Origin of the sequence: Mycobacterium sp. 48b, assembly GCF_048282725.1 — a bacterium.
Classification (GTDB): Bacteria; Actinomycetota; Actinomycetes; order Mycobacteriales; family Mycobacteriaceae; genus Mycobacterium.
This window is the reverse complement of the sequence record NZ_JBLVUL010000001.1, coordinates 2,603,061-2,623,065: the sequence shown is the minus strand read 5'-3', so window position 1 is coordinate 2,623,065 and position 20,005 is coordinate 2,603,061. Positions and strand designations below refer to the sequence as shown.

General features: G+C 67.4%; 26 protein-coding genes and 2 pseudogenes. 11 read left to right on the top strand and 17 right to left on the bottom strand.

From position 1 onward, the window contains the following. Positions 1 to 145: 145 nt before the first annotated feature. A complete protein-coding gene (locus tag ACNQR1_RS12825) occupies positions 146 to 517 on the bottom strand; it encodes a hypothetical protein (protein WP_090428564.1) in 372 nt (123 codons plus the stop codon). Positions 518 to 899: 382 nt separating this feature from the next. After that, positions 900 to 1,781 (bottom strand): LLM class flavin-dependent oxidoreductase, encoded by an 882-nt coding sequence (locus ACNQR1_RS12820; protein WP_418050353.1) that lies wholly within the window; start codon positions 1,779 to 1,781, stop codon positions 900 to 902. A gap of 51 nt (positions 1,782 to 1,832) precedes the next feature. On the opposite strand from ACNQR1_RS12820, the gene ACNQR1_RS12815 reads away from it, so the two are divergent. The 4 genes from ACNQR1_RS12815 to ACNQR1_RS12800 all read left to right on the top strand — a co-directional run bounded on the left by ACNQR1_RS12815 (position 1,833) and on the right by ACNQR1_RS12800 (position 5,195). Further along, positions 1,833 to 2,246: a VOC family protein gene (locus ACNQR1_RS12815; protein WP_418046505.1), complete on the top strand. Its 414-nt coding sequence runs from the start codon at positions 1,833 to 1,835 to the stop codon at positions 2,244 to 2,246. Positions 2,247 to 2,329: 83 nt separating this feature from the next. After that, positions 2,330 to 3,640 carry a sensor histidine kinase gene (locus ACNQR1_RS12810; protein ID WP_418046503.1) on the top strand — a complete coding sequence of 437 codons (1,311 nt, stop codon included), beginning with the start codon at positions 2,330 to 2,332 and terminating at the stop codon, positions 3,638 to 3,640. Then, positions 3,628 to 4,272 (top strand): response regulator transcription factor, encoded by a 645-nt coding sequence (locus ACNQR1_RS12805; protein WP_418046501.1) that lies wholly within the window; start codon positions 3,628 to 3,630, stop codon positions 4,270 to 4,272. Before ACNQR1_RS12810 ends, ACNQR1_RS12805 begins: the two co-directional genes overlap by 13 nt. Positions 4,273 to 4,304: 32 nt before the next feature. After that, entirely contained in the window at positions 4,305 to 5,195 is an 891-nt protein-coding gene (locus ACNQR1_RS12800) for a DUF4097 family beta strand repeat-containing protein (protein ID WP_418046499.1), read from the top strand. Here ACNQR1_RS12800 and ACNQR1_RS12795 read toward each other — a convergent pair. Then, on the bottom strand, positions 5,192 to 6,214 hold the full coding sequence (locus ACNQR1_RS12795) for a nitronate monooxygenase (protein WP_418046497.1): 1,023 nt from the start codon (positions 6,212 to 6,214) through the stop codon (positions 5,192 to 5,194). The genes ACNQR1_RS12800 and ACNQR1_RS12795 overlap by 4 nt on opposite strands. Next, complete coding sequence (locus ACNQR1_RS12790) at positions 6,214 to 6,738, bottom strand: GNAT family N-acetyltransferase (RefSeq protein WP_418046495.1); 525 nt, start codon at positions 6,736 to 6,738, stop codon at positions 6,214 to 6,216. The genes ACNQR1_RS12795 and ACNQR1_RS12790 overlap by 1 nt, the downstream gene beginning before the upstream one ends. Before the next feature lie 202 nt (positions 6,739 to 6,940). On the opposite strand from ACNQR1_RS12790, the gene ACNQR1_RS12785 reads away from it, so the two are divergent. From ACNQR1_RS12785 to ACNQR1_RS12770, 4 genes and pseudogenes are all read left to right on the top strand, one after another. Then, a complete protein-coding gene (locus ACNQR1_RS12785; protein ID WP_418046493.1) occupies positions 6,941 to 7,243 on the top strand; it encodes a type VII secretion target in 303 nt (100 codons plus the stop codon). Continuing rightward, a complete protein-coding gene (locus tag ACNQR1_RS12780) occupies positions 7,240 to 8,553 on the top strand; it encodes a C2 family cysteine protease (RefSeq protein WP_418046491.1) in 1,314 nt (437 codons plus the stop codon). The genes ACNQR1_RS12785 and ACNQR1_RS12780 overlap by 4 nt, the downstream gene beginning before the upstream one ends. Positions 8,554 to 8,564: 11 nt before the next feature. Further along, on the top strand, positions 8,565 to 9,062 hold the full coding sequence (locus tag ACNQR1_RS12775) for a hypothetical protein (RefSeq protein ID WP_418046489.1): 498 nt from the start codon (positions 8,565 to 8,567) through the stop codon (positions 9,060 to 9,062). 115 nt (positions 9,063 to 9,177) lie between these two features. Beyond that, positions 9,178 to 9,294, top strand: a pseudogene (locus ACNQR1_RS12770) (flavodoxin family protein); the annotation flags it as partial. Between the two features lie 76 nt (positions 9,295 to 9,370). Here ACNQR1_RS12770 and ACNQR1_RS12765 read toward each other — a convergent pair. Then, positions 9,371 to 10,090 (bottom strand): hypothetical protein, encoded by a 720-nt coding sequence (locus tag ACNQR1_RS12765; RefSeq protein WP_418046487.1) that lies wholly within the window; start codon positions 10,088 to 10,090, stop codon positions 9,371 to 9,373. A 243-nt stretch (positions 10,091 to 10,333) separates the two neighbouring features. Here ACNQR1_RS12765 and ACNQR1_RS12760 point away from each other — a divergent pair, with 243 nt between their 5' ends. Together ACNQR1_RS12760 and ACNQR1_RS12755 are read left to right on the top strand one after the other, a co-directional pair. Further along, positions 10,334 to 10,531 carry a hypothetical protein gene (locus ACNQR1_RS12760; RefSeq protein ID WP_418046485.1) on the top strand — a complete coding sequence of 66 codons (198 nt, stop codon included), beginning with the start codon at positions 10,334 to 10,336 and terminating at the stop codon, positions 10,529 to 10,531. A gap of 15 nt (positions 10,532 to 10,546) precedes the next feature. Continuing rightward, a pseudogene (locus ACNQR1_RS12755) lies at positions 10,547 to 10,615 on the top strand (flavodoxin family protein); the annotation flags it as partial. Between the two features lie 81 nt (positions 10,616 to 10,696). Here ACNQR1_RS12755 and ACNQR1_RS12750 read toward each other — a convergent pair. The 9 genes from ACNQR1_RS12750 to ACNQR1_RS12710 all read right to left on the bottom strand — a co-directional run bounded on the left by ACNQR1_RS12750 (position 10,697) and on the right by ACNQR1_RS12710 (position 17,264). Next, a complete protein-coding gene (locus ACNQR1_RS12750; protein WP_418046483.1) occupies positions 10,697 to 11,137 on the bottom strand; it encodes a hypothetical protein in 441 nt (146 codons plus the stop codon). Between the two features lie 56 nt (positions 11,138 to 11,193). After that, positions 11,194 to 11,907: a hypothetical protein gene (locus tag ACNQR1_RS12745; RefSeq protein WP_418046481.1), complete on the bottom strand. Its 714-nt coding sequence runs from the start codon at positions 11,905 to 11,907 to the stop codon at positions 11,194 to 11,196. 293 nt (positions 11,908 to 12,200) lie between these two features. Then, positions 12,201 to 12,545 carry a hypothetical protein gene (locus tag ACNQR1_RS12740; protein WP_418046479.1) on the bottom strand — a complete coding sequence of 115 codons (345 nt, stop codon included), beginning with the start codon at positions 12,543 to 12,545 and terminating at the stop codon, positions 12,201 to 12,203. After that, complete coding sequence (locus ACNQR1_RS12735) at positions 12,542 to 14,062, bottom strand: terminase large subunit domain-containing protein (RefSeq protein ID WP_418046477.1); 1,521 nt, start codon at positions 14,060 to 14,062, stop codon at positions 12,542 to 12,544. The genes ACNQR1_RS12740 and ACNQR1_RS12735 overlap by 4 nt, the downstream gene beginning before the upstream one ends. Continuing rightward, the gene (locus tag ACNQR1_RS12730) at positions 14,062 to 14,337 is read right to left on the bottom strand and encodes a hypothetical protein (protein ID WP_418046475.1); all 276 of its coding nucleotides are present in this window, start codon (positions 14,335 to 14,337) and stop codon (positions 14,062 to 14,064) included. The genes ACNQR1_RS12735 and ACNQR1_RS12730 overlap by 1 nt, the downstream gene beginning before the upstream one ends. 94 nt (positions 14,338 to 14,431) lie before the next feature. Then, complete coding sequence (locus tag ACNQR1_RS12725) at positions 14,432 to 15,022, bottom strand: hypothetical protein (protein ID WP_418046473.1); 591 nt, start codon at positions 15,020 to 15,022, stop codon at positions 14,432 to 14,434. Positions 15,023 to 15,262: 240 nt separating this feature from the next. Then, entirely contained in the window at positions 15,263 to 16,135 is an 873-nt protein-coding gene (locus ACNQR1_RS12720; protein WP_418046471.1) for a hypothetical protein, read from the bottom strand. A 200-nt stretch (positions 16,136 to 16,335) separates the two neighbouring features. Then, positions 16,336 to 17,031 carry a hypothetical protein gene (locus tag ACNQR1_RS12715; protein ID WP_418046469.1) on the bottom strand — a complete coding sequence of 232 codons (696 nt, stop codon included), beginning with the start codon at positions 17,029 to 17,031 and terminating at the stop codon, positions 16,336 to 16,338. Then, positions 17,028 to 17,264 carry a hypothetical protein gene (locus ACNQR1_RS12710; protein ID WP_418046467.1) on the bottom strand — a complete coding sequence of 79 codons (237 nt, stop codon included), beginning with the start codon at positions 17,262 to 17,264 and terminating at the stop codon, positions 17,028 to 17,030. The genes ACNQR1_RS12715 and ACNQR1_RS12710 overlap by 4 nt, the downstream gene beginning before the upstream one ends. Before the next feature lie 264 nt (positions 17,265 to 17,528). Between ACNQR1_RS12710 and ACNQR1_RS12705 the strand changes: the two genes are divergently transcribed. Further along, complete coding sequence (locus tag ACNQR1_RS12705; protein ID WP_418046465.1) at positions 17,529 to 17,903, top strand: hypothetical protein; 375 nt, start codon at positions 17,529 to 17,531, stop codon at positions 17,901 to 17,903. A 13-nt stretch (positions 17,904 to 17,916) separates the two neighbouring features. On the opposite strand, the gene ACNQR1_RS12700 is transcribed toward ACNQR1_RS12705, so the two are convergent. From ACNQR1_RS12700 to ACNQR1_RS12690, 3 genes are all read right to left on the bottom strand, one after another. Continuing rightward, complete coding sequence (locus ACNQR1_RS12700; protein ID WP_418046463.1) at positions 17,917 to 18,516, bottom strand: recombinase family protein; 600 nt, start codon at positions 18,514 to 18,516, stop codon at positions 17,917 to 17,919. A gap of 137 nt (positions 18,517 to 18,653) precedes the next feature. Continuing rightward, positions 18,654 to 19,202: a hypothetical protein gene (locus ACNQR1_RS12695; RefSeq protein WP_064848287.1), complete on the bottom strand. Its 549-nt coding sequence runs from the start codon at positions 19,200 to 19,202 to the stop codon at positions 18,654 to 18,656. Beyond that, positions 19,199 to 19,687, bottom strand: coding sequence for an AraC family transcriptional regulator (locus ACNQR1_RS12690; protein ID WP_081281887.1), 489 nt, complete (start codon positions 19,685 to 19,687; stop codon positions 19,199 to 19,201). The genes ACNQR1_RS12695 and ACNQR1_RS12690 overlap by 4 nt, the downstream gene beginning before the upstream one ends. Positions 19,688 to 20,005 lie beyond the last annotated feature (318 nt).

Genomic DNA, 20,005 nt, shown 5'->3' with positions numbered 1-20,005 from the left:
ACCGGGCTGCGTCTATTTCAGGGGGCGGGCTGTGCTGCGAGAACAGTTAGGATCAGCGAAATTTCAGCTAACCCGTAGACAGCACACGAGCGTGCGGCATAGTGCCGCACGCTCGTGAGTGAGGTTGGTGCCGTCGGTCGGACGTTCAGCCCAGGCCGGTCCATTTCTTCAGAACCTTGCCCGGGAAGCCTCCCCACTTCTCGGCGGTCTTGCCGGGGAACGTCGCCCACTTCTCGGCGGTCTTGCCAGGGAAACCCGTCCACTTCTCGGCGGTCTCACCCGGGAACTTGGTCCACTTGTCGACGACGGGAATGTCGGGCAGATCAACCCCGCCGGTCAAGGATTTCTCGGCGGCGTCGGTGATGGCATCGGTGACCGACGAAGACACGCGGTCACACGGCGAGCACCCGACGGTGCTGTTGCCCTTGGAATCGGCCGACGCCGGCGCGGACAGCGCCACCGCGGCGCCGACGGCCCCCGCGGCGAGGGTCGTGGCGATCAAACTCTTCTGGATCATAGGGTCCCCAACTGTCGTGTCCGGCGCCGTCTGACGACGACGCCGATTTGACACGCTAGTCCCAGAACCGGGTGGGTGCCGTGCCATGTCATGCACTCGAGATGGTTTGCTGTAGCTGGCCGAAGCCTGCGTGACCCCCGACCGCGGCCCACCCCGCCCCGGCCGACAGGCCACCCAAGCCGAACGGCAGGTAACCACCGGGTGAACAAGCCCGCGGCGTGGCCTTCCACATGTGTTTTTCCGATGCTCCGGAGCGCCACCGGCACCGCTCCCCGATGCCGGCGGCACCGGGAAACCCGTCGCACTTTCGAGACCCAGACTACGTCGCAGGTCCTGGAATGATCTTGCTCACTTTTTGCTGGAACGGTCCGGGTGGGACCGCTCAGCCGAAGACCTTCGCCACCTCGGCCACCCGGCGCAACTGGTCGATGTCAGAGCTCGTCGGAATCAGGTGCACCTCGTCGGTGCCGATGTCCTCGAACTTGCCGAGCACCTCGACCAGTTCCTCTTCGGTGCCCGCCCACCCGGTCATGGGAGCCATGGCGTCGACGTATTCGGCCGGGATCCAGTTCATGTACCGGCGCAGGTGCCGGTGCACCTGGGCGCGGGCCTCCTCGGGCTTCCCGAGCGCGAACCAGAACGAGGTGGCCAGATGGGGCTTGGGTTTGCCGGCCTCGGCCCAGGCGGTGCGGGCGATGTCGAACAACTCGGCCTGGCGGGCCAGATCCAGATCCAGTGTCGTGCCGGCCACGCCGTCGGCCCAGACCGCGGCGTCACGGATGGTCTTGGGTCCGATGGAACCGATCTGCAGCGGCGGCCCGCCGGCCTGAACCGGTGGCGGCCCGACCGGAAGCACCGATTCGGTCACCTTCTCCCCGGCCCAGACCCGCTTCATCACCGCGACCCGCTCGGCCATTCCCCGCCGGGTCTGGGACGCCGGGTCGGCTCCGACCGCGTGATAGTCCTCGTGGCGGCCGCCGACACCGATGCCCACGGTCAACCGCCCGCCGCTGAGCAGATCGCCGGTCGCCAGGCCCTTGGCCAGCATCACCGGATCGTGCAGCTGCGGCACCACCACCGTGGTCACCAGCCGCACCCGATCGGTCCACGCCGCCAGTGCACCCAGCAGCGTCAAGCTGTCGGGATTGTCGAAGGCGATGCGCTCACCCCAGCACAGCGAAGAAAACGGACCTCCGTCGATGACATGCGCCCAGGACCGCAGCGTCGTCGCATCCAACCGAGGTTCCATGACCGGCATCGTCATCCCCACGCGCACCCAGGGATTCTGTCACGTCCAGGTGGCAGCATGAACCCCATGGCCATCAGCACGTCCTCGGTCGCCCATGTGCGGCTCACTGTCACCGATATCGAACGGTCCCGGCAGTTCTACGAGAGCGTTTTCGGCTGGCCGATCCTGATCGAACTGCCGCAGGACGCCGACGCCACCACCCGCGCCCGGCTCGGTTTCCTGTACGGCGGCGTCATCTACGACGCCGGCGCAACGCTGATCGGCCTGCGCCCGGTAGGGCGCGACATGTTCGACGAGAACCGAACGGGGCTGGACCACTTGGCCTTCCGGCTCAGGAGCCTCGAAGAATTGAACGACGCCGTGCAACACCTCGACGATCTGGGCATCGAGCACGAACCCGTCAAAGACATCGGCCCATCCCACATCCTGGAGTTCCGCGACCCCGACAACATCGCCCTGGAACTCACCGCCCCGAAGTAGCTCCCCGACCCGGGGGATATCCCCCACCGGGGTCTGGGGAAAACGCTGTGTCGCGTGGCCGCGCAACTTCGTAGGTTGAAGGCATGGTCGCAACAAGCGAAACCGTCCTGCCCGCCCCGGCCGAGCCGGCTTCTGAGTCCGTGACGACACCACGCAACATCGGCCTCGTGCCGACCGCGTCGATGATCACCGGTGCCGCGGTGGCACTGGTGTGGTTCTGGATTCCGTTGTCCATCATGGTCATCGGGGTCTCCTCGATTCCTTCGGTGATCGGATTCCTGCTCTCCGGCGTGGTCTTCATCTACCTGATGCGCGGTGTCGAGTGGGTCGAGCGAACGCGCAGCGAAGCCGTGTTCGGCCTCGGTATCGGGGTTCCGCCGCGCCAGCTGTCACCTCACACGGGGTTTCAGGGCTGGGCCCATCAGCTGTGGCTGGACATCAGCGGTACCCGGTTCTGGAAGGGCGTCTGCCACAACTACCTGCGGATGACCTATGACATGCTGGCCACCGGCCTCGCGTTCGCCCTGCTCGCCTTCGCGTTCGTGGGCCCGGCCGCAGCCGTCGCGGTCCGCCAGAGCGACAACGATGCCGGTCTGATCTTCCTGTCGCCACCGATCGCCCTGCTGCTGGCGTTCGTCGCCGTCGTCGCTGCGGTAGCGATCCTGATCCTCGCCCCGGCCATGGACGCCGCGATCGACCGATGGCTGTTGTCCCCCTCGTCCACCGCCGCGCTGGAGTACCAAGTGAACGCGCTCGCCGATGCGCGAAAGGGCGCGGTGTCCTCCGCGCAGACCGAACGTCACCGCATCGAGCGCGATCTGCACGACAGCGTGCAGCCCCGACTGGTCTCTCTGGCGATGACGATCGGGCTGGCCCAGACGAAGCTGGACTCGGATCCACCCGCCGCCAAAGCGCTGATCGCCGAAGCGCACGACGATGCCAAGAGCGCACTGGTGGAACTACGCAACGTGGTGCGCGGAATCGCCCCGACGATCCTGTCGGATCGAGGACTCGATGCGGCGCTGTCATCGGTGGTGCAGCGCACCGAGACCTCCGGAGTCCCAACCACATTGCACATCGAGCTACCGCGCAGGTTGCCCGATGAGGTGGAATCCGTGGCCTACTTCGTGGTCGCCGAGGCATTGACCAACATCGCCAAACACGCCAGAGCAACGCAGGCCGTGGTCACCGTCCGGTTGGACGACACCGCCAACGTGCTGCACGTTTCGGTGTTCGACGACGGTCAGGGCGGTGCGGTCCTCGACGCCGGCGAGAACGCCACGGGCCTGCGCGGGCTGGACGAACGGGTACGTGCCGCGGGGGGAACCTTCGCGGTGTCCAGCCCGGCCACAGGTCCGACGATCGTCACGGCGGTGCTGCCATGCGGATCGTGATCGCCGAGGACTCGGCACTGCTGCGGGCAGGTATCGAACGGATCCTGGCCGACGCCGGGCACGAGATCGTCGCCGGGGTGCCCGATGCCACCAATCTGCTGCGCCTGGTCAACGAACACCATCCGGACCTGGCCATCCTCGACGTCCGGATGCCGCCGACATTCACCGACGAGGGCATCCGGGCCGCGGCGCTTCTGCGCAGCCAGAACCCCGAGTCCCCCGTGCTGGTGCTCTCCCACTATGTCGAAGAGCGCTATGCGGCCGATTTGATCGCCTCGGAAACACGAGGATTCGGCTACCTGCTCAAGGACCGGGTGGCCGATGTGCCTGCGTTCCTCGATGCGGTCGCCGTGGTGGGCGGCGGGGGCACGGTGCTCGATCCCGAGGTGGTGTCACAGATCTTGGTACGTTCGGCCCGCCGAAGCGCCCTGAACCAATTGACCCCACGCGAGCGCGACGTTCTGCAGCTGATGGCCGAGGGCAAGACGAACTCGGCGATCGCTGCCGCACTGCACATCTCGGTCGGCTCGGCCGAGAAGCACATCGCCTCGATCTTCACGAAATTCGACCTCGCTCCCGACGAGAGCGAGAACCGCCGCGTGCTGGCGGTGCTGCGCTACCTCGAGACCTAGACCGAACACCCCTACCGGGAAGGACTTTCATCGTGACAATCATCGCCGCTCCGCCACCGGTCAATCCGCCGCCCCAGTTGAACCCGGGCGGCCGCACCACATTCCGCCTCGTCCTGATCGTCTCGGCCACGCTGCTGGTCGCCGGTTCGGTGGCCGCACTCGGCGTGGCCTCCTGGGCCGTGAGCACCGTCCGGGTCGTCACCGACCATCAGGGGTTGCCGGCGACGATGCGATCGCTGGTGATCGACACGGCACAGATCCCCGTCGCCATCCGCATCACGGCTGACCGCGAAACCCGGGAAGCCACAGCGGATCTGCGCCTGGTGAACACCACTCACAGCGGCGCACACCGGCTGCAGGTGACCACCGACGGCGACGGCACCCGGATCGCCATCGCGGGCCATCCCTCCCCCATGCTGGAGTGGGCCCGTGGCGGAGAGATCACCATCGCCGTGCCGCCCGAGCAGGCCCGCCGGCTGACGGTACGCACCGAGCAGGAGATGGGCTCGGTGATCGCGCAGGCCGACGTGGACCAGTTGATCGCCCGGGTGTCCGACGGGGCGATCATCCTGCGCGGCGCGGCCCGCCGCGTCGAGGCCCACACAGTCGACGGCGAGATCGTCTCGCGCGACCCGATCGCGGTCACCGAAGAGTTCAGCGCCACCACATCCGACGGGGACATCACCGTCGACTTCCGCGATGCCGCCCCGCGTCGCGTCGACGCGGTGAGCCGCAACGGCGACGTGGTGATCGGGCTACCGGAGCGAGGACCGTATCTGGTGCACGCACAGTCCGGGGCGTCGACCGAGGTCCGCGTGGTCGAGACGAACGATTCCGACGTCGCTGCCGCCGAGGTCACGGTCCGCTCGGAAGATGGCGACGTGGTCGTGGAGCGTGTGGGCCCGGGGCGCGGCCGGGGCTAGGCCGGGGCCAAGCCCGTCATGATCTCGGCCACCGTCCCGGTCCGGGCCTGACGCCATCCGGTACCGGCCCACACGTTGGTGGCCTGCGGATCACCCGCAGCCGCCGAGGCCTTCCGCACCGGGCTGGTCAGGTAATGGATCTCGGGGTAGCCCAGCGGGGCCTGCGCATCGTGCTCGACGATGAAGCGATTGCGCAGCCCGCGGGCGTAGCGGCCGGAAAATGCCCGGGTGACAACGGTTTCGGTGAACTCGGGACTTTGCAGCGCGGCACGGTGGACCGGGCTGCTGCCGGCTTCGTCGGCCAGCAGGAACGCGGTACCGAGTTGGACGGCCACCGCGCCGGCGGCCAGCACACCCGCCACGTCGCCGGCGCTGACCAATCCGCCCGCCGCCACGACGGGAACGTCCACCGCGGCCAGCACCTCGGCCAGCAACTCCTCCAGCGGTTGCGATGCGGGCGCTGCGGCCGGGTCGAACGTGCCCCGGTGCCCACCCGCGGAGGGCCCCTGCACGGCGAGCACATCGACGCCGCGACCCACCGCCAACCGCGCTTCGTCCAGCGTCGTCACAGTCCCCACGGTGCTGATGCCGGCGCCGCGGAGCCGGGAGATCTCCGCCCCGCTGGGCAATCCGAAGGTGAACGAGACCACCTCGGGCCGTAGATCGAATACCGCATCCAGCTTGGCGGCCCACGCGTCGTCGTCGTAGCGCGGGTCACCCAGGGCCACGCCGTAGCGCTGCGCCTCACCGGCCAATTGCGCGGCGTAGGCCTGGATCTGTTCGGGCGTACCCGCACTGGGTTGGGGCGCGAAGAGATTCACGCCCAGCGGTCCGGTGGTCAAACCGCGCGCGGCGGTGACTCTTTCGGCAAGGCCGTCGGCGGTCAGATAGCCGGCCGCGAGGAATCCCAGCCCACCGGCATTGCTCCCCGCCGCGGCCAGTTCCGGGGTCGAGGGGCCACCGGCCATCGGCGCCACGACCACCGGACGCCGCAGCCCGCGAATATCGAATGTGCCCATCACCGCACCGCCTTCCCGAACAACAGCACGTCCTGTGGTTCGTCACTGATATTGGGGAACATCGCGTACCGCGCGAGCCTTCCCTCCAGTGACAGACCACACCGCCGCAGCACCCCGGCAGAGCCCGCGTTGTCGGCATGGCAGTACGCCGTGACCCGGTACACCGTGGGATCGGACTGCAGATCGGCCAGCATCAACGAAACCGCTTCCGACATCAGGCCGCGCCCCCACCACTGCCGGGCCAGGCAGTAGCCGAGTTCCACCGCGTACGGCTGCGGGCGTCGCCGCGCGCACAGCCCGGCCACCTCGCCGTCGGCTTCGATCAGCCAGGTCTGCTCGTCACCGACGTTGAACAGAGTGGTGATGACGCGGCGCGTTTCGGTGACGCCGGAATGGGGGCGCCAGGACAGGTACCGCGTCACCTCGGGATCGGAGGCGACACGGGTGTACAGGGCCTCGGCATCGTCGACGACCGGCGGGCGTAGCCGCACCTGTGGCCCGGCCAGGATCTGGGTGTTGGGCATGACCCCATCCTGCACCGTCGCGGGCGCGCCGGGCCGACACGGCACCTCGCGATGTCGCCCGTCAGCCTCACCGGTGCTGCCATTTGTCGCATGACAATGTCGTCGAATCCGCAGTGGTGCAGAACAATTGCCTACCAACGGCACTCGCCGGCGCCGGAAATTGGTGCACGGTCAGCGCGCGGCGTCGACTTAAGATGGGGACGTGGGGTTGACACTGGGGGTAGATCCGACCGCGTTGCAGGTCGCAGCGACCGATATTCATCAGGTGGGAGCCGACATTCCCGAACTCACGGTCAGCTCGGCGTTGGGTAGCACGGGCGCAGCGTTGTCCACGCTGGCCACCGGCGAGGCCTGTCAGCGGGCAGCGACGGTGGTCGAATCGGCCTGTCACCGCTTGTCGGGCGAGCTCACCGAGTTGTCCACGAAGTTGCGCACCGCGGCCCAGATGTACACCGACGCCGACGGTCAATCGGGTGCCGCCCTCGACAAGACGATGCATCGGTGACCGTCACCGTTTCCGCGGTCCAGAATTCACATCCCGAGCAGCTGACGGAAGCCGCACAACACGCGGGGCAGTCGGCGGCTCGGGTCGATCAGCAGGTCGCGGCGCTTCGCGCGAGTCTCGCCCGATTGGGGGCAAGCTGGCGCGGCGACGCTTACGGAGCTGCGTCCGCCACCACCGAACAACGTATCGCCGAGCACGTGAAAATGGCCGAGACCCTGCACCGGATGGAGTCGGTGCTTGCCGGCGGAGGCAGTCAGCTGGCCGCCTCGCGTACCAACGTGGTGACGCTGGTCGATCAGCTCAAGAACCAGGGCTGGCAGGTGGCGGATGACGGCACGGTGTCGATCCGCCCCGGCAGCGCCCTGGAGCAGTTCGCAAAACTCAACCCGGTCAATGGGATACGACTCCAGACGCTCGCTGCTGATGCCTCGGTCCGGATGAAGACCATGCTCGCCGAGTTCGACACTCAGGATCGCGTGCTTGCCAAGGCGATCCAGGCAGCAAGTTCCGATGTCAGCGGCCCGGGCGATGTCGGTGGTCCGGGCGATGAGGCCGGTGATCCGGCGAAGCGCAAATGGACCGACGAGGACTTGTTTCCGCACGACCCGACGGCCGCCGATATCCAGCAGGACCAGATCGGTGACTGCTATCTCGATTCGACGTTGGGCGCCGTCGCCAACGCCAACCCGCAGAAGATCAAGGACCGCATCAAATACGACGACGGCTCGGGCAATTTCGACGTCACGCTGTGGGACGGCCACGAGTGGAAACACATCACCGTCACGCAAGACGACATCAACACCAACATCGACAAGCACGGCGCCAGCCGACTCGACAACGGTGATCCCAACGCCCCGCTGTGGCCGGCCGTCATGGAGTCGGCGTACGCGAAGCTCAAGGCTCCGGGGGCCAATATGAACGACGCGCTCGACACGATCGGCAAGGGCGGTCAGACCAAGGACGCCTTGGAAGCGGTGACCGGCAACCGTGGCGACACCTTGGTTCCCGCAGATGCCTGGCGCACCGGCGAGCACATCGACTCCAGGATCACCGAGGCACTGGCCAACCATCAGCCGGTCACCCTGTCCACCGGCTCAGACGCTGGGCCGCTGGTGCACAATCACGCATATATCGTCGAGAGCATCAGTGGCACCGGTAACGACGCCACGGTGACCCTGCGCAACCCATGGGAATCCAATCCGAACGGAGGAGGGCCGCTGATCACCATCCCGATGAGCGTCTTGATGGGATCCGGAACCCCGAGGTGGGGCGACCACCCGGTCAGCGGCATCAACATAGGCAACATGTGATGAGGGCACCGATGATCGTCTGGGTTTTGGTCGTGTTGGTCGTCGTCGCCGTCACGGGCGGCGGCTATGTCTTCTATCAGTACCGGGCCGCGCAGAAGTCGGAGCTCGCCGACATCCCGCCCTACATGATGACCCAGCAGTCGTATCCGATCGATTCGGTGCCGCCGGCGGCACGGACAGCGGCCGAGGACGCGCTGCGGACCTTCGTCGCCGGCATCGAGCCGGACTTCACTCTCGTCGGGGAGCGGTTCTTCGCGGCCAAGGGACATGTCATCGGAGATGCACTGCGGCACAGCGTAAACGACCATCTCACCGAGGTATCGAGCTACCAGCTGGACAGTCAGGGCGACAGCTCGAACTTCTACATGGTGTGGCGGCGCGGCGGCCGACTACAGCGCCTGTTCTCCGATCACCGGATCGTGGCGGCCGTATTGGACGCGCCGGTGGAGTCGGGCACCGCCGACGGGCAGATCTACATCTACGGGTACTTCGAGTTGGCGCCGCGCTGACGTGAACGTGCCGCCTCGCACCGTTGCCGGGGCCACCGTACAGCGGTTTACTGGACTGATATGGCAATCACCTTCAACCACTTAATGGGCAGATACCCCCGCAATGGGTTGCGACGTGTCGCGCCTGCTAGTCGTGCACCACACGCCGTCACCACACTGCCGGGAGATGTTCGAGGCAGTCTTGCCTGGCTGCGGCCGACCTGAGATTGAGGACGCCGAGGCCAGCCCAAGAAGGTGGACCTGGAGCGGTGTTGGGAACGGGGGCACGGTTGCCGGGCGAGTCATGCTCCAATAGCGAGATTCCGGACTCAGTCCCAGCCCCATTTCTCCACGAGCGATGGATCTATGTCCGTTTCCAGTAGGGTCGCGTGCTGTTCTAGGTCGTGCGCGATGTTGCATTCATGCGCGTCAGCGTCAAAAGGCACCCCGAGGTGCGAATGGCAGTCATCAACCAGGCTGCACAGTTGGTTCAGAATCATCTCACTGGCGGTCAGGACATCGTGTTCGGTACTCAACTTGGGCTCGCGATACACACGCCGAACGCCAAGCTGTTCTCCGATAAATGGCCGATCGGCACGAACGAACATCGAAGCGGAACCGCTGTTCGCGACGCGATCGATCAGGATATGACTGGGCTCGTCAGTTTTGAGTTCGGTGCTGAGCGCGAGTTTTAGGCGACGGTATGCGAAGAGTCCAACCTCAACCTGGCTGGAGCGAATCAGGCTTCCCTGATGGATTACGAAGTTGCGGGCAACATTGAACTGGGAGAATAATTCGTCAGCCAGTACGCGACCCACACGCTCGCGACGCCACGCGTTCTCGCCTTCCTTTTCCATGTCCAGTCGTACCATCTCCAGCGCAGATTTCGAACTGGCAAGGAACGCGTTTGCGGAGTATCTGAACGGAGCAGGGTGATGATAGGCGGCGATCATCTGATGGAGCTGGAAGTGACATTCAAATAGACGGTCATGCGTCAGCACAAGCGGGCATGATCGCAGGTTAGTCTCTGAATCGTCGTCTGCTGTCACCAGGCCACGTTAGCGTTGGTCCGACTTTCGAGATGCAGGGGTCAACCGAGCGCGCGCCCTTTAGCACTTATCGGTCGGATACCTCGCTATTACTGGCGGGCGACCGTGAGAACCCCAACCTTGTTCAGGTTCCTCGGACACCGAAATACAGGGTCAGATCGGGGTGAGATTCCCCTCGTATCCAGCATGCGTTTCCACTGGTAGACCTTTGTTTAGGTGTCATCGACCAAAGGAGAAGTCCCTATGACAGATTCGTTCCGCCGAGTGCCGTATGCGCCCGACCCGAATGCCGAGCCGTATCACGCGGCTCACTCACACGCGCAGAGCAAGGGCTCGAACCATCCCGCCAAGTTCGCGTGGTGGTACGTGGACAACTACGCGGGCAAGCTGAACGTGCCAGACGCCTGGCAGCGCGCAGCCGAGGAGGTGAAGGCAACCTAGTGGCACGGCTGGCTCATCGTCCATCACACCCCGTCGCCGCACTGCCAGGAGATGTTCGAGGTGGTCGTGGCTGGGGCGACCGACCGGACATCGAAATGAGGCGTGCTGGAACCTCGACGCGACCCGTCGCTGCGACACCGATGGAAACGTGAGGACTGGGCAGTCTTAGCCGCCGGTCATCAGGTTGCCGCCTGCACCGCCCAGTGCCCCGATTGCCACCTGGGACAGCGCGCCGGTCAGCCAGAGCCCCACCTGCTTAGCGCGGCTCCGCTCCTCGTCGGGGCGCGACTCGTCGGCGGCAGCGGCTTGGAATGCGGCGATCAGCCGTTCGACTTGGCTCTCAGGTGTCGGCCACTGCCCGGCGACTCGTAGGGCGGCACTGGTCGGCTTGCCGACCCAGAGGATATCGCTGCTGCTGCCCGTCCCTTGGCCCTCCTCGAAGTAGGGCTCGGTGTACAGGGCACGGAGCGCGCGCTGGACCGTCTCCTCATCGAAGCCGGTGCTCGCCTCGATCTCTGATGGGCGCGGCGGCTCCCCGTTTTCCTCGTATAGCTCGACGGCGGCTTTGAGTACGGGCAAATCGCGCGACTCCCAGGTGACTGGCATGTGCAGCAGTATGCAGGAGCCCACCGACGGCCCCACAGGTTTGGCGCGGACGGGGGTCAGTTGGTTGGCTGGCCACCCGAGGACGGTTCGCCCTCCACAGCCTCGGCGGTATCGGTGCTGACGCCGAGTGCTTGATGCGGCGATTTCCAGACCTCGGGGTCGAATGCCGACGGCCCGACGGTGGTCAGGTCGCTCGGCACTGGTGCACCAACATCGGATACCCGCACGATCACCGGCTCATCGACCGTCGTAGTTGTCACCACCACGTCATCACTCAACACGTTGGGATCGACCGTCAGCAGCCCTTTTTCGATGAGCCCGTCAATCATGATCTGGGTGAAGATCACGCGGTCACAGATGCGTGCAATGCCGGGAGCGGCGGCGTAGTAGCGCTGGTTGATATCGAGGTCACGGATCACAGGCGACCGCCGCGCCTTCGCGTGGATTACGTCGCCGTACAGCCAGGCGTACATCAGTTTGCGGTCGGTGATTCTGCCGTTGGGCGTCTCCACCCAATACGCCTGCGCCTCGAGGTTGGCATCGACAACCTGGGCCCAATACTGACGCCACCAGGCTGGGTCGATTTCCTCGTTGAGTGTGTCGGTCCCGACAAGCTCTTCAAGGGCATCGAGCGCCTTCGCGTAGTAGATGGGCTCCCCGCTCAAGATCAGCGGGCGCACCCGACTCGCCAGCGACTCCAACGCCTCCTCGCTTGGGTACTCGACCCGTTTGCGGTAGGTCTCCTCGCCAGTCTTGGTGTTGACGGTCACCAAGATGGTGGTCTCCCCCGCGTGCAGCTTCCTCATTAGTTCGGCCTGTTCACGGATCAGGGAGTGCGCGATGACACGCCGCGACCGGAGGATGAACCCTTCGATGACGGATTGCGGAGTCGGGTTGGACGCCATGACCGCACTCTAGGGCCGTCCACCGACATCGGTGGCGTTCGGCGAAAACTGCGCCTCCGTGCGCTACGCACGCGCACGAACGGCACCGGGTTGGTGTGGTTGGACCCGCAGCCGGTTACGGTGCGCCACAGCGCCATACAGCCGCGAAACGCTCCTGGCTACGAGTGATGCGGGCAGTCGCCGCCCTCTAGCGCCGCCTTCATGGCCGGATCGGTGGCGTGGAGCGACGGCACCCACTGCCCACACTCGTCGCAGTCGGTCATCCCGCCGAGGGCGACCACGCCGTGGTGGTGCAGCACCGCCAGGCGGTCGGTCACGTGGCGCACCGCGTACCCGGCCTCGATGTCGGTCAGCGGTTGCGGTGGTGCGGCCAGGATCGCGCGCAGCTCGGCGCGGGCGGCACGGGCCGCTCGGCCGTCGGGGTCGGCGTAGACGCAGCCCCGCACCCGGCAGGCCGGGCGGTCAAAGGCCGGGCGGCAGCGGCGTAATGCGGTGGCGGTCATGAGGTCCGTCGATTCACGTTGCGCGCCCAGGGATTGAGCTGGCGAACCTGGCCGCCGGTGTGGCTGCCCAGGCTCGCGCTCAACGGCGTAGCGATGGTGACCTGAGCACCGGCGGCGTGGACCAGCACGTCGTGCGCCACCACGACGGCGGCCAGTGAGTCGGGCTGGTGCTGCCCGGCCTGCCAGGACACCGCCGCCTGCTCCAGCGCGGGCAGGTGCCCGGCGATGCGGGCCGTGCCCACCTCCAAGCCCTGCAACAGCGCCGCCGAGCGCGCCATGGCGTCACCGCCACCGCGACCGGACCCCTTGGGCGGCCAGGAGGTAACGCGCACCGGGTGGCCCAGCCGCGCACGTTTCAACGCCTCGGTGACCACGCGGGTGTACGTCTCGCGCGCGGCGAAGCCCTCGACGGCGATTTCGGACGCGCCCACATCCCCGGCCAGCTGCACCGCCTCGCGCGCCCACTGGTCGCTGGTCATCGGTGCGGACTTGTCCGCAATGACGGCCACCACGCCCTCGGCGGTGATGCTGGCCGCGACCAGGCCGCAGCTGTCGCCGCTGCCGCTATCGCTGGGGTCCACGCCCACCACGGTCTTGATGGGTGCCAGAGGTGCCGCTGGCAGCCGCCAGGTGTCCAGCCAGGCCGACTTGATCAAGCCGCCCTCCGGTGTGCTCGGCACACCGAGGTACATGGCGGCCCACACCCGTTCACCGACACCGCGCCGGATTTCGGCGAAGTCCTCTGCGGTGCGCCCGATAGCCGACACCATGGCCGTGCCGGTGTGCTCCCGTTCCAGCGCGTCAGGAACGCCGGCAGTCGATACCGCAGGGATGTTGATGTGGACCCACCGGCTGCCGGGCTCGGCCAGCAGCGACCCGGCGATGTCGTCCTCATGCCATCGGGTCAGCACCACGATGGCGCTGCCGCCGGGCATCAGGCGGGTGAGCAACGAGGCGCGGAACTCGTTGACCAGCCGCCGCCGGTACGCCGCAGAGTCAGCCTCCTGGGCACCCTTCACCGGGTCATCCACGATCAGCAGGTCCGAGCCGAACCCCGTGGCGCTGGACAGGATTCCACCGGCGAGCATTCCCCCGCGGTGGCCCTCGACGCGCCAGCGCCCGACCGCCTTCTTGTCGGCGGCCAGTGCGATGCCCACCAGCTCGGGGTTGTCGGCCACCAGGCGGCGCGCAGCCGCGGAATGTTCCTCGGCCAGGTCATCGCCGTAGGACTTAACGATGACCTCGGTGTCGGGGTTGCGCATCAGAGCCCACACCGGCAGCACTTGGGAGACCAGCACCGACTTGCCGGTGCGCGGTGGCGTCGTCAACACCACGCGGGCGTTGGGCTCCTCCACTGCCCGCGCGAGCTCGTCGCTGATGAGTTGGATGGTCGGGGTCACGTGGTAACCCGGGATCAGCATGGTGGCCAGCTCGGCCGGGCTGGTTGGCCGTCGCCGGGCGCGCCGGGTGGCCAGCACGCCCGCGGCGGTCAGGGTGGCCAGGTGATCGGCGGTCATCACAGCGCCCGAAAGTCGCGCGGGCGGCGTTCGGGGCCAGGCGCATTCGCGCCGTGCTCCAGCGAGACGTAGTTCATGCCGCCGATCTTGACGACGTATACGGCACGGCTCTCGAACAGCCGGGTCAGTGCGCGGGTGTGCTGCCACCACAGCCCCGGCAACCCGGGGCGAATGGAGCGCCATGCCACCAGCTCGGTGCCGGTCGGGGTCAGGGCGGCCAGTATGGCGCTGTCAATTTCGTGGTCAGGGGCCTCGACGGGTGCAGCGGTGGTCATGGTGTCTCCTCGGTCGGTGTCGTTGGTATCGGTTGGTGTGGAACCGGATTGGTATGCACCGCCCTGCCGAGGCTCAGGGCGATGCGGTGGCGGGCTAGAAGCGCATGAGCGGCACCGTCCCGCCGATGGTGAACGAACCCGGTGCGCTGCCGCTGCGGATCACCGCCAGGCCATGGGCGGCGTTCTCCTCGGTCAGGCCGAGCGCGGCTAGCACGTGCTCGTGGTGGATTTCGCCCAGCTTGAACAGCTGGCCCGCCAAGCGAATCACCGACGGCCAGCAGCGTTCCAGCAAGTTGGTCAGGTTCGGGTCCACCGCGTGATGTCCCCCACCCGCCTCCATCAGCTTGCGGTCCTCCGGTGACGCAGCGGCCAGTGTGGCCGCCAGGTCGTGGTGCGTCGGACGGCCACCAACCCGCCACCGCGCATCCGACCACGGGCCTGCGTAGCCCACCGAGGCGTTGCGGTCAGGGCTCATGGAGGCGAACGCGGTCCGACCCTGGAGGGGCACCACCTTGCCGGGCCGGGTCACGAAGGCGTTGCGCACCCGGCCGCCCATCAGCGCCGCGGTGACCGCGTGGGCCGACTCGTGTACGCCGCCGTCCAGTTCGGCGAGCTCGGCGGCAGTGGCCTTAGCGGCGACGTCAAGTCGGGTGATGACGCGCGGCGTCGCGGTGGTGGTGCTCATCGGGTGCCCTGCTGTGCACGGCCTGTCCGCGCTTGTGCCGGTGGCCGATTGGCCTCGGCAATGTGAGCACGGGCGGGGGTCGGCGCTGGGTAGCTGCCTTCCGGCACCCCTTGAGGTGTCGGGTGGCCGTCACGAGCGGTCGCCATGGTGATCCCTTCTGGTTGTTGGTGATCGGTGAATCGGTAGCCGTGGTGGTGACGCGGCCCGCAGCCAGTCCGTCACCACCAGCGGCAGCCGTCTTTACGGGCCGATGGCTACAGCCCCGATAGTGGCCTCGTAGGCCACCACCAGCGAGCGTTCGGCCACCGCCGCGAACAGGTTGTGTTCCAGCTTCTTGGTCTCGCGCACCACCGCCTGGTCGCGCCACCCGTACGTCGGGCTGGTGGCCACCAGGGCCTCGCCCAGGCCGTCGGTGTACCCACCACCGAACACCCACGTGTGCCCGAGCGGGGTGGTCAGCTTGGCACCGTTGTAGCGCACCAGGTTTGCCTGCGATGCCGCCGCCGCCAGCCCCGCGCTGGCGTGGATGTAACCGAGGGTGCTGGTGACGGCCAGCTTGGCCTCCAGCGCGCCCACAGCGGCCACAATGTCGGCCACCGCGGTGGGTGTGCCCGCGTCATCCAGTAGCCGGTCGGCGAACTCGCGCTCGACTGCGATCTGTTCGCGCAGCCGTAGGGTCTGGGCCACCCGGGCGCGTACCTCGGCCTGGCTCGGTTCGGTCAGGTCGCATTCGTCATAGGCCCACACGGTGATGGGCTGGAACGTGTCCAGGATTGCCGGGCGCACACCGTCCTTCACGTCGGCCTCGGTCAGGTCATCCGGCGAAGCGCACCAATCGGCAGCCCACACACCGAAAGCCGCGTCACCGCCGAAGTTGTGCACCCACATGTCCACCCCGGCCAGCAGGAACCGCGACGGCTCCCCCTCGGCGGTTTCGGTCCAGCTGGTGGCCGCGTAGAGGGCCTGCGGTGACGGGTTGAGCAGCGGTGCCTCGAACTGCACTGGCAGCGGCCCGCTCTCGGTGGTCAGGGTGCCCAGCCGGGGCGTCGCGCTGTTGGTCGCCGGAATGCTGGTGACGCGGGCGGGATCGCCGATCAGTGTTCCGAGGGTCATCGTCGTGCCTCCTTGGTAGTGCTGTCCTTGGGCCAGCCGAACACTGGCCGTGTGCGCTGTGGTGGCCGGTGGAGCCCGATAGCCACCTCCACGCAGCCCGAGCAGCGCCAGGCGTGGTGTGAGCCCTTCCAGGTGCGGCTGGGACCGCCACAGTCAGGGCAGGTGCCTGGTGTGCTGCGCCGGGCGAACTCGCTCACCGCTCAGACCGCCCCGAGCTTGGCCAGGACGCGCTGCTGGCGCTCAGCGTCGGCCTTGGCTTTCAGATGGGCGTTGAACTCAGCCATGGACGGAAGGGACTGGCGGGCACGCGCCTTCGGCACCCGGCGCGTCAGGTCCAGCACCGCCCCGTCCAAGGCGCGCAACGCCCGCTCGATGCGTTCGGAGGCAGATGGGTTGCCTCGCAAGGCATCAGCACGCGGGGGCTGTGCACGGCCCAGCAGTGCGGCCAGGTCACCGGAGTAGGGCGCGACCCACTCGGCCAGCATCGTGGCCCAGCCGCCCGACACGATCTGCTCGTCGGTGATGGCCGGTGCCTGCGGGCGCACCGCCAGGTCGGCGGCCAGCTGACGGGTACGGGCAGCGTCGGCGGCGTGCCGGTCGCCCGCGATCATCCCGACCGCGGTGCTCAGCACCTCGTGCACCGCATCGGCCACCGCCTCTACATCGCTGCGCAGCGCCAGCGGATTGGCCAGGCTGGACACCTCCTGAGCGGCGGGCCCACAGACCGCGGTCACCTCGGCCGCCAGGTTGAACGTGCCCGCGAGGTGCACCGGCAGACGCTTGCGTCGCCGCTCGCGCTGCTCGGCCTGGCTCGCTCGAGCCTTGGGTGCCTTGGCGATAACGGGGGCCAGCGGTGGCACCGGCGGCAGACCTGGACGGGCGTTGAGCCGCTTCATCGGGTCACCCCCTGGCGCAGCTGGGAAACGAGGCGGTCAACGCCCGGGACGGACAGCTCCCCGGCGTCGCGCTCGATGGCCTTGCGGGCGCGGTGATATGCGAGGCCCTGGCGGCATTCGATGACGCGGGGGTCGGTCTCGGGTGCGCCGCGGGCCTTGAGGCTGGCCAGCAGCGCCGACCAGCTCGACGCCGACCGGCTGGCCGGGTCCACGGTGGTTGCGGGTGTGCTCATGGCCGTAACCGTACGGCCGAACGGTGCAACGCTTCGGGGTCCAACGCACGTGCGGCGTTTCGCCAATGCCGCCACTGTGACGTGTTGTGCTGCAACAGGTTTAGCAAGGTAACCCGGTGGCTGGCAGTGGCCTCGGTGGTCGATCATGGCCGCTACCAGGGCAGTTAGCTAGGGCAATACCGCCGTGTTGCCGTGTTGTGGTGCACGGCAATGTATTGAGCCCACTGCGCGCATGCCCAGCGCATCGGATGATTCACTGCCCCTGTGGCAGAAACCGAGGAGGAGCGCACCCCGCCGTCACGATGGCTAGCCAAGTGGGTGCGCGAGGAGAAGTTTTGGCAGGACATAACGACGCGCACACTGTCCGCCTTGATTGTGGTGTTGCTGGGTTACGTCTACGCGATCCTCGCGGGCTACGTTGGCGCGCCCAACGTGCCGCGCCTGGTAGCGGCCGCAGTACTGGTCACTTTGACCGCCGCATTGTCAATTGCCTACACCGTGTACGCGGTACGCAGTTGGAAGAACCCGGGCAGTTGGCCATTGCCATTGGGAAAAGTGGTGGCGTTTTTAGCGCCCTACGCTGTGTTGCTCGCGGTTGTCGCCCTTGCCGCCGCCTACTGGCTGCTGCAATCCATGTGAAGTTGAGCGGGCGTCATCGCGCGGCCTCCTTGTCAGCCAGCGTGCGGTACAGCGTGGCCCGACTGACGCCGAGGGTCTGGGCGATCACCGGCACCGACTCGCCGCTGGCGCGCATCCGCTCAGCCAGGGCGAGCTGGTCGGCGTCGAGCTTCTTGGGCCGACCGATGTTGCCGCCGCGCGCCTTTCGCGCCGCCTTCGCCGCCGCCACACGCTCGCGCTGTAGCTCCAGCTCCAGCTCGGCCAGGCTGGCGAGCACACCGGCCACCATGCGCCCGGTGGCGTTGGAGGTGTCAATGCCCTCGCGCAGGCTGCGCAGCACGATGCCGCGCTGGCCGAGGTCGCGGATGGTGGTCATGACCTCGGCGGCGTTGCGGCCCAGGCGATCAATGCCGGTCACCACGATGGTGTCGCCCTCGCGGGCGTAGTCCAGCAGGCCAGCCAGGCCCGGCCGCTGCTCGCGGGTGGAGGTGCCGGTGAGCTTGTCGCTGTACATGCGGTCGGCGTGCACGCCAGCGGCGGCCAGGGCGTCGTGCTGCTGGTCCAGGGATTGGTGCCCGGTACTCACGCGGGCGTATCCGAGCAACTGGCCGGTGGTGGAGGTCGTAGCGGTCATGTGGCGGTGTCCTGTCTCAAAAATTGCCGTATATGAATAAAGATACGCGACAACTTTTAAGACAGACACCCAGGCGCGACGCCTTGAACTGGAGCGGCTACAGCTTGCGTCTCAGAACCAAAGTTCTGAGACAGCCCCTATTGGCCGGGCAGACCGCGACCGCGCGCCAGCACGGTGCCGCCGAACCGAGGGCCACGCTCGGCGGTGTGGGCGGCGCACCCACAGCCAGGGGCGGCGTGGGGTGCCGGGGCCGTGTCAGCCGCCAGCTCCCCCGCCTCGGCGTCGGCATCAGCTGGCACGGCGTCGTTTTCGGCGCTGTGCGGCTCCAGGGCCGCCGAATCGGCCTCGGTCACGACATCGGCACCCGCTGGCGGCTCTGCGCCGCCCTGGCCGTCCACAGCGGTGGAATCGGTAGCGGCATCGGCACCCTCGCGGCGGCGTTGAACGACGGCCCATTCGGACAGCTCATCGGTCGGGATGCCGCCCGCCGCGATCATCTGGCGCGCGATGTGCAGCTGTAGGGCGAACAGCGGATCGTCGGGCCCGACCACGGTGCCCATCAGCTCCTTGCACGCCGCAGCCAGCTGCACATCGAGCTGCGCCGGGTCCAGGCGGCCCTCGGCGGCGTCGCGCGCAATCGAGGCCGCCGCCTTCACTACATCCTCGGGTGTGCTGATCGCTGTCATGCCGGGACTACCTCCGCTTCGATGATGGCGTTGGCAGGCAACGCCTGTTGTGGTGGCCGCTGGGCGACCAGAGCCAGCAGCTCGGCCTCCATGCGGTCAATGATGGCCACCGCGTCGGTGGTCACGTTCACGTCCACCTGCTGGCGCTCGGGCGCGTAGACGCCCGCCAGCTTGGCGCGTTCGGACACGATGCCGCGCAGCTCCTTGCTGTACCGCAGCGCGGTGTCGTCGTCGCCGTTCTGGAGCGCGAGCAGGTACCGCGTGAAGTCATTGCGCTGCAATAGTTGCAGCGCCGTGTCGTGCTTGGCGCGGGCCTGCTCAACAGTTTCGGGCGGCGTGCGGTCGTGCAGCCGCTTCACCGCCTGGCTGGCCGCCTGGCGGCTGCGGTAGCCGAGAGCGTCGGCAATCTCCTGCCACGTGGCACCTGTGGCGCTCATACGCGCGGCCTGCTCGGCGCGGTGGCGGCTGTCCAGTCGGTTGGTCACGTCAACATCCTGTCAACGGACAGTGCAGGCGGTGCGCTGCCGCGCCGTCTCCACAGCTCTACCGCCACACCAACGTTCGGCCCTCGTTGGTGGCCAGCAAAACGGTGGGACGTGGGACGGTGGGACACCCCCGGTGTCGCGTGCGCCGTCCCACCGACCGTCACGCACAATGCCGCCATCGCTCTGACCAGTACTTTTATGTTTGTGATGTGGATCGTATAGAGCGCGCGCGCGAGGGGGTCCGTGGGACGCGTCCCACCGTCCCACGCCTTACGGGGTGGGACGGGTGGGCGCAAACACCCCACGCCAACTGACGCG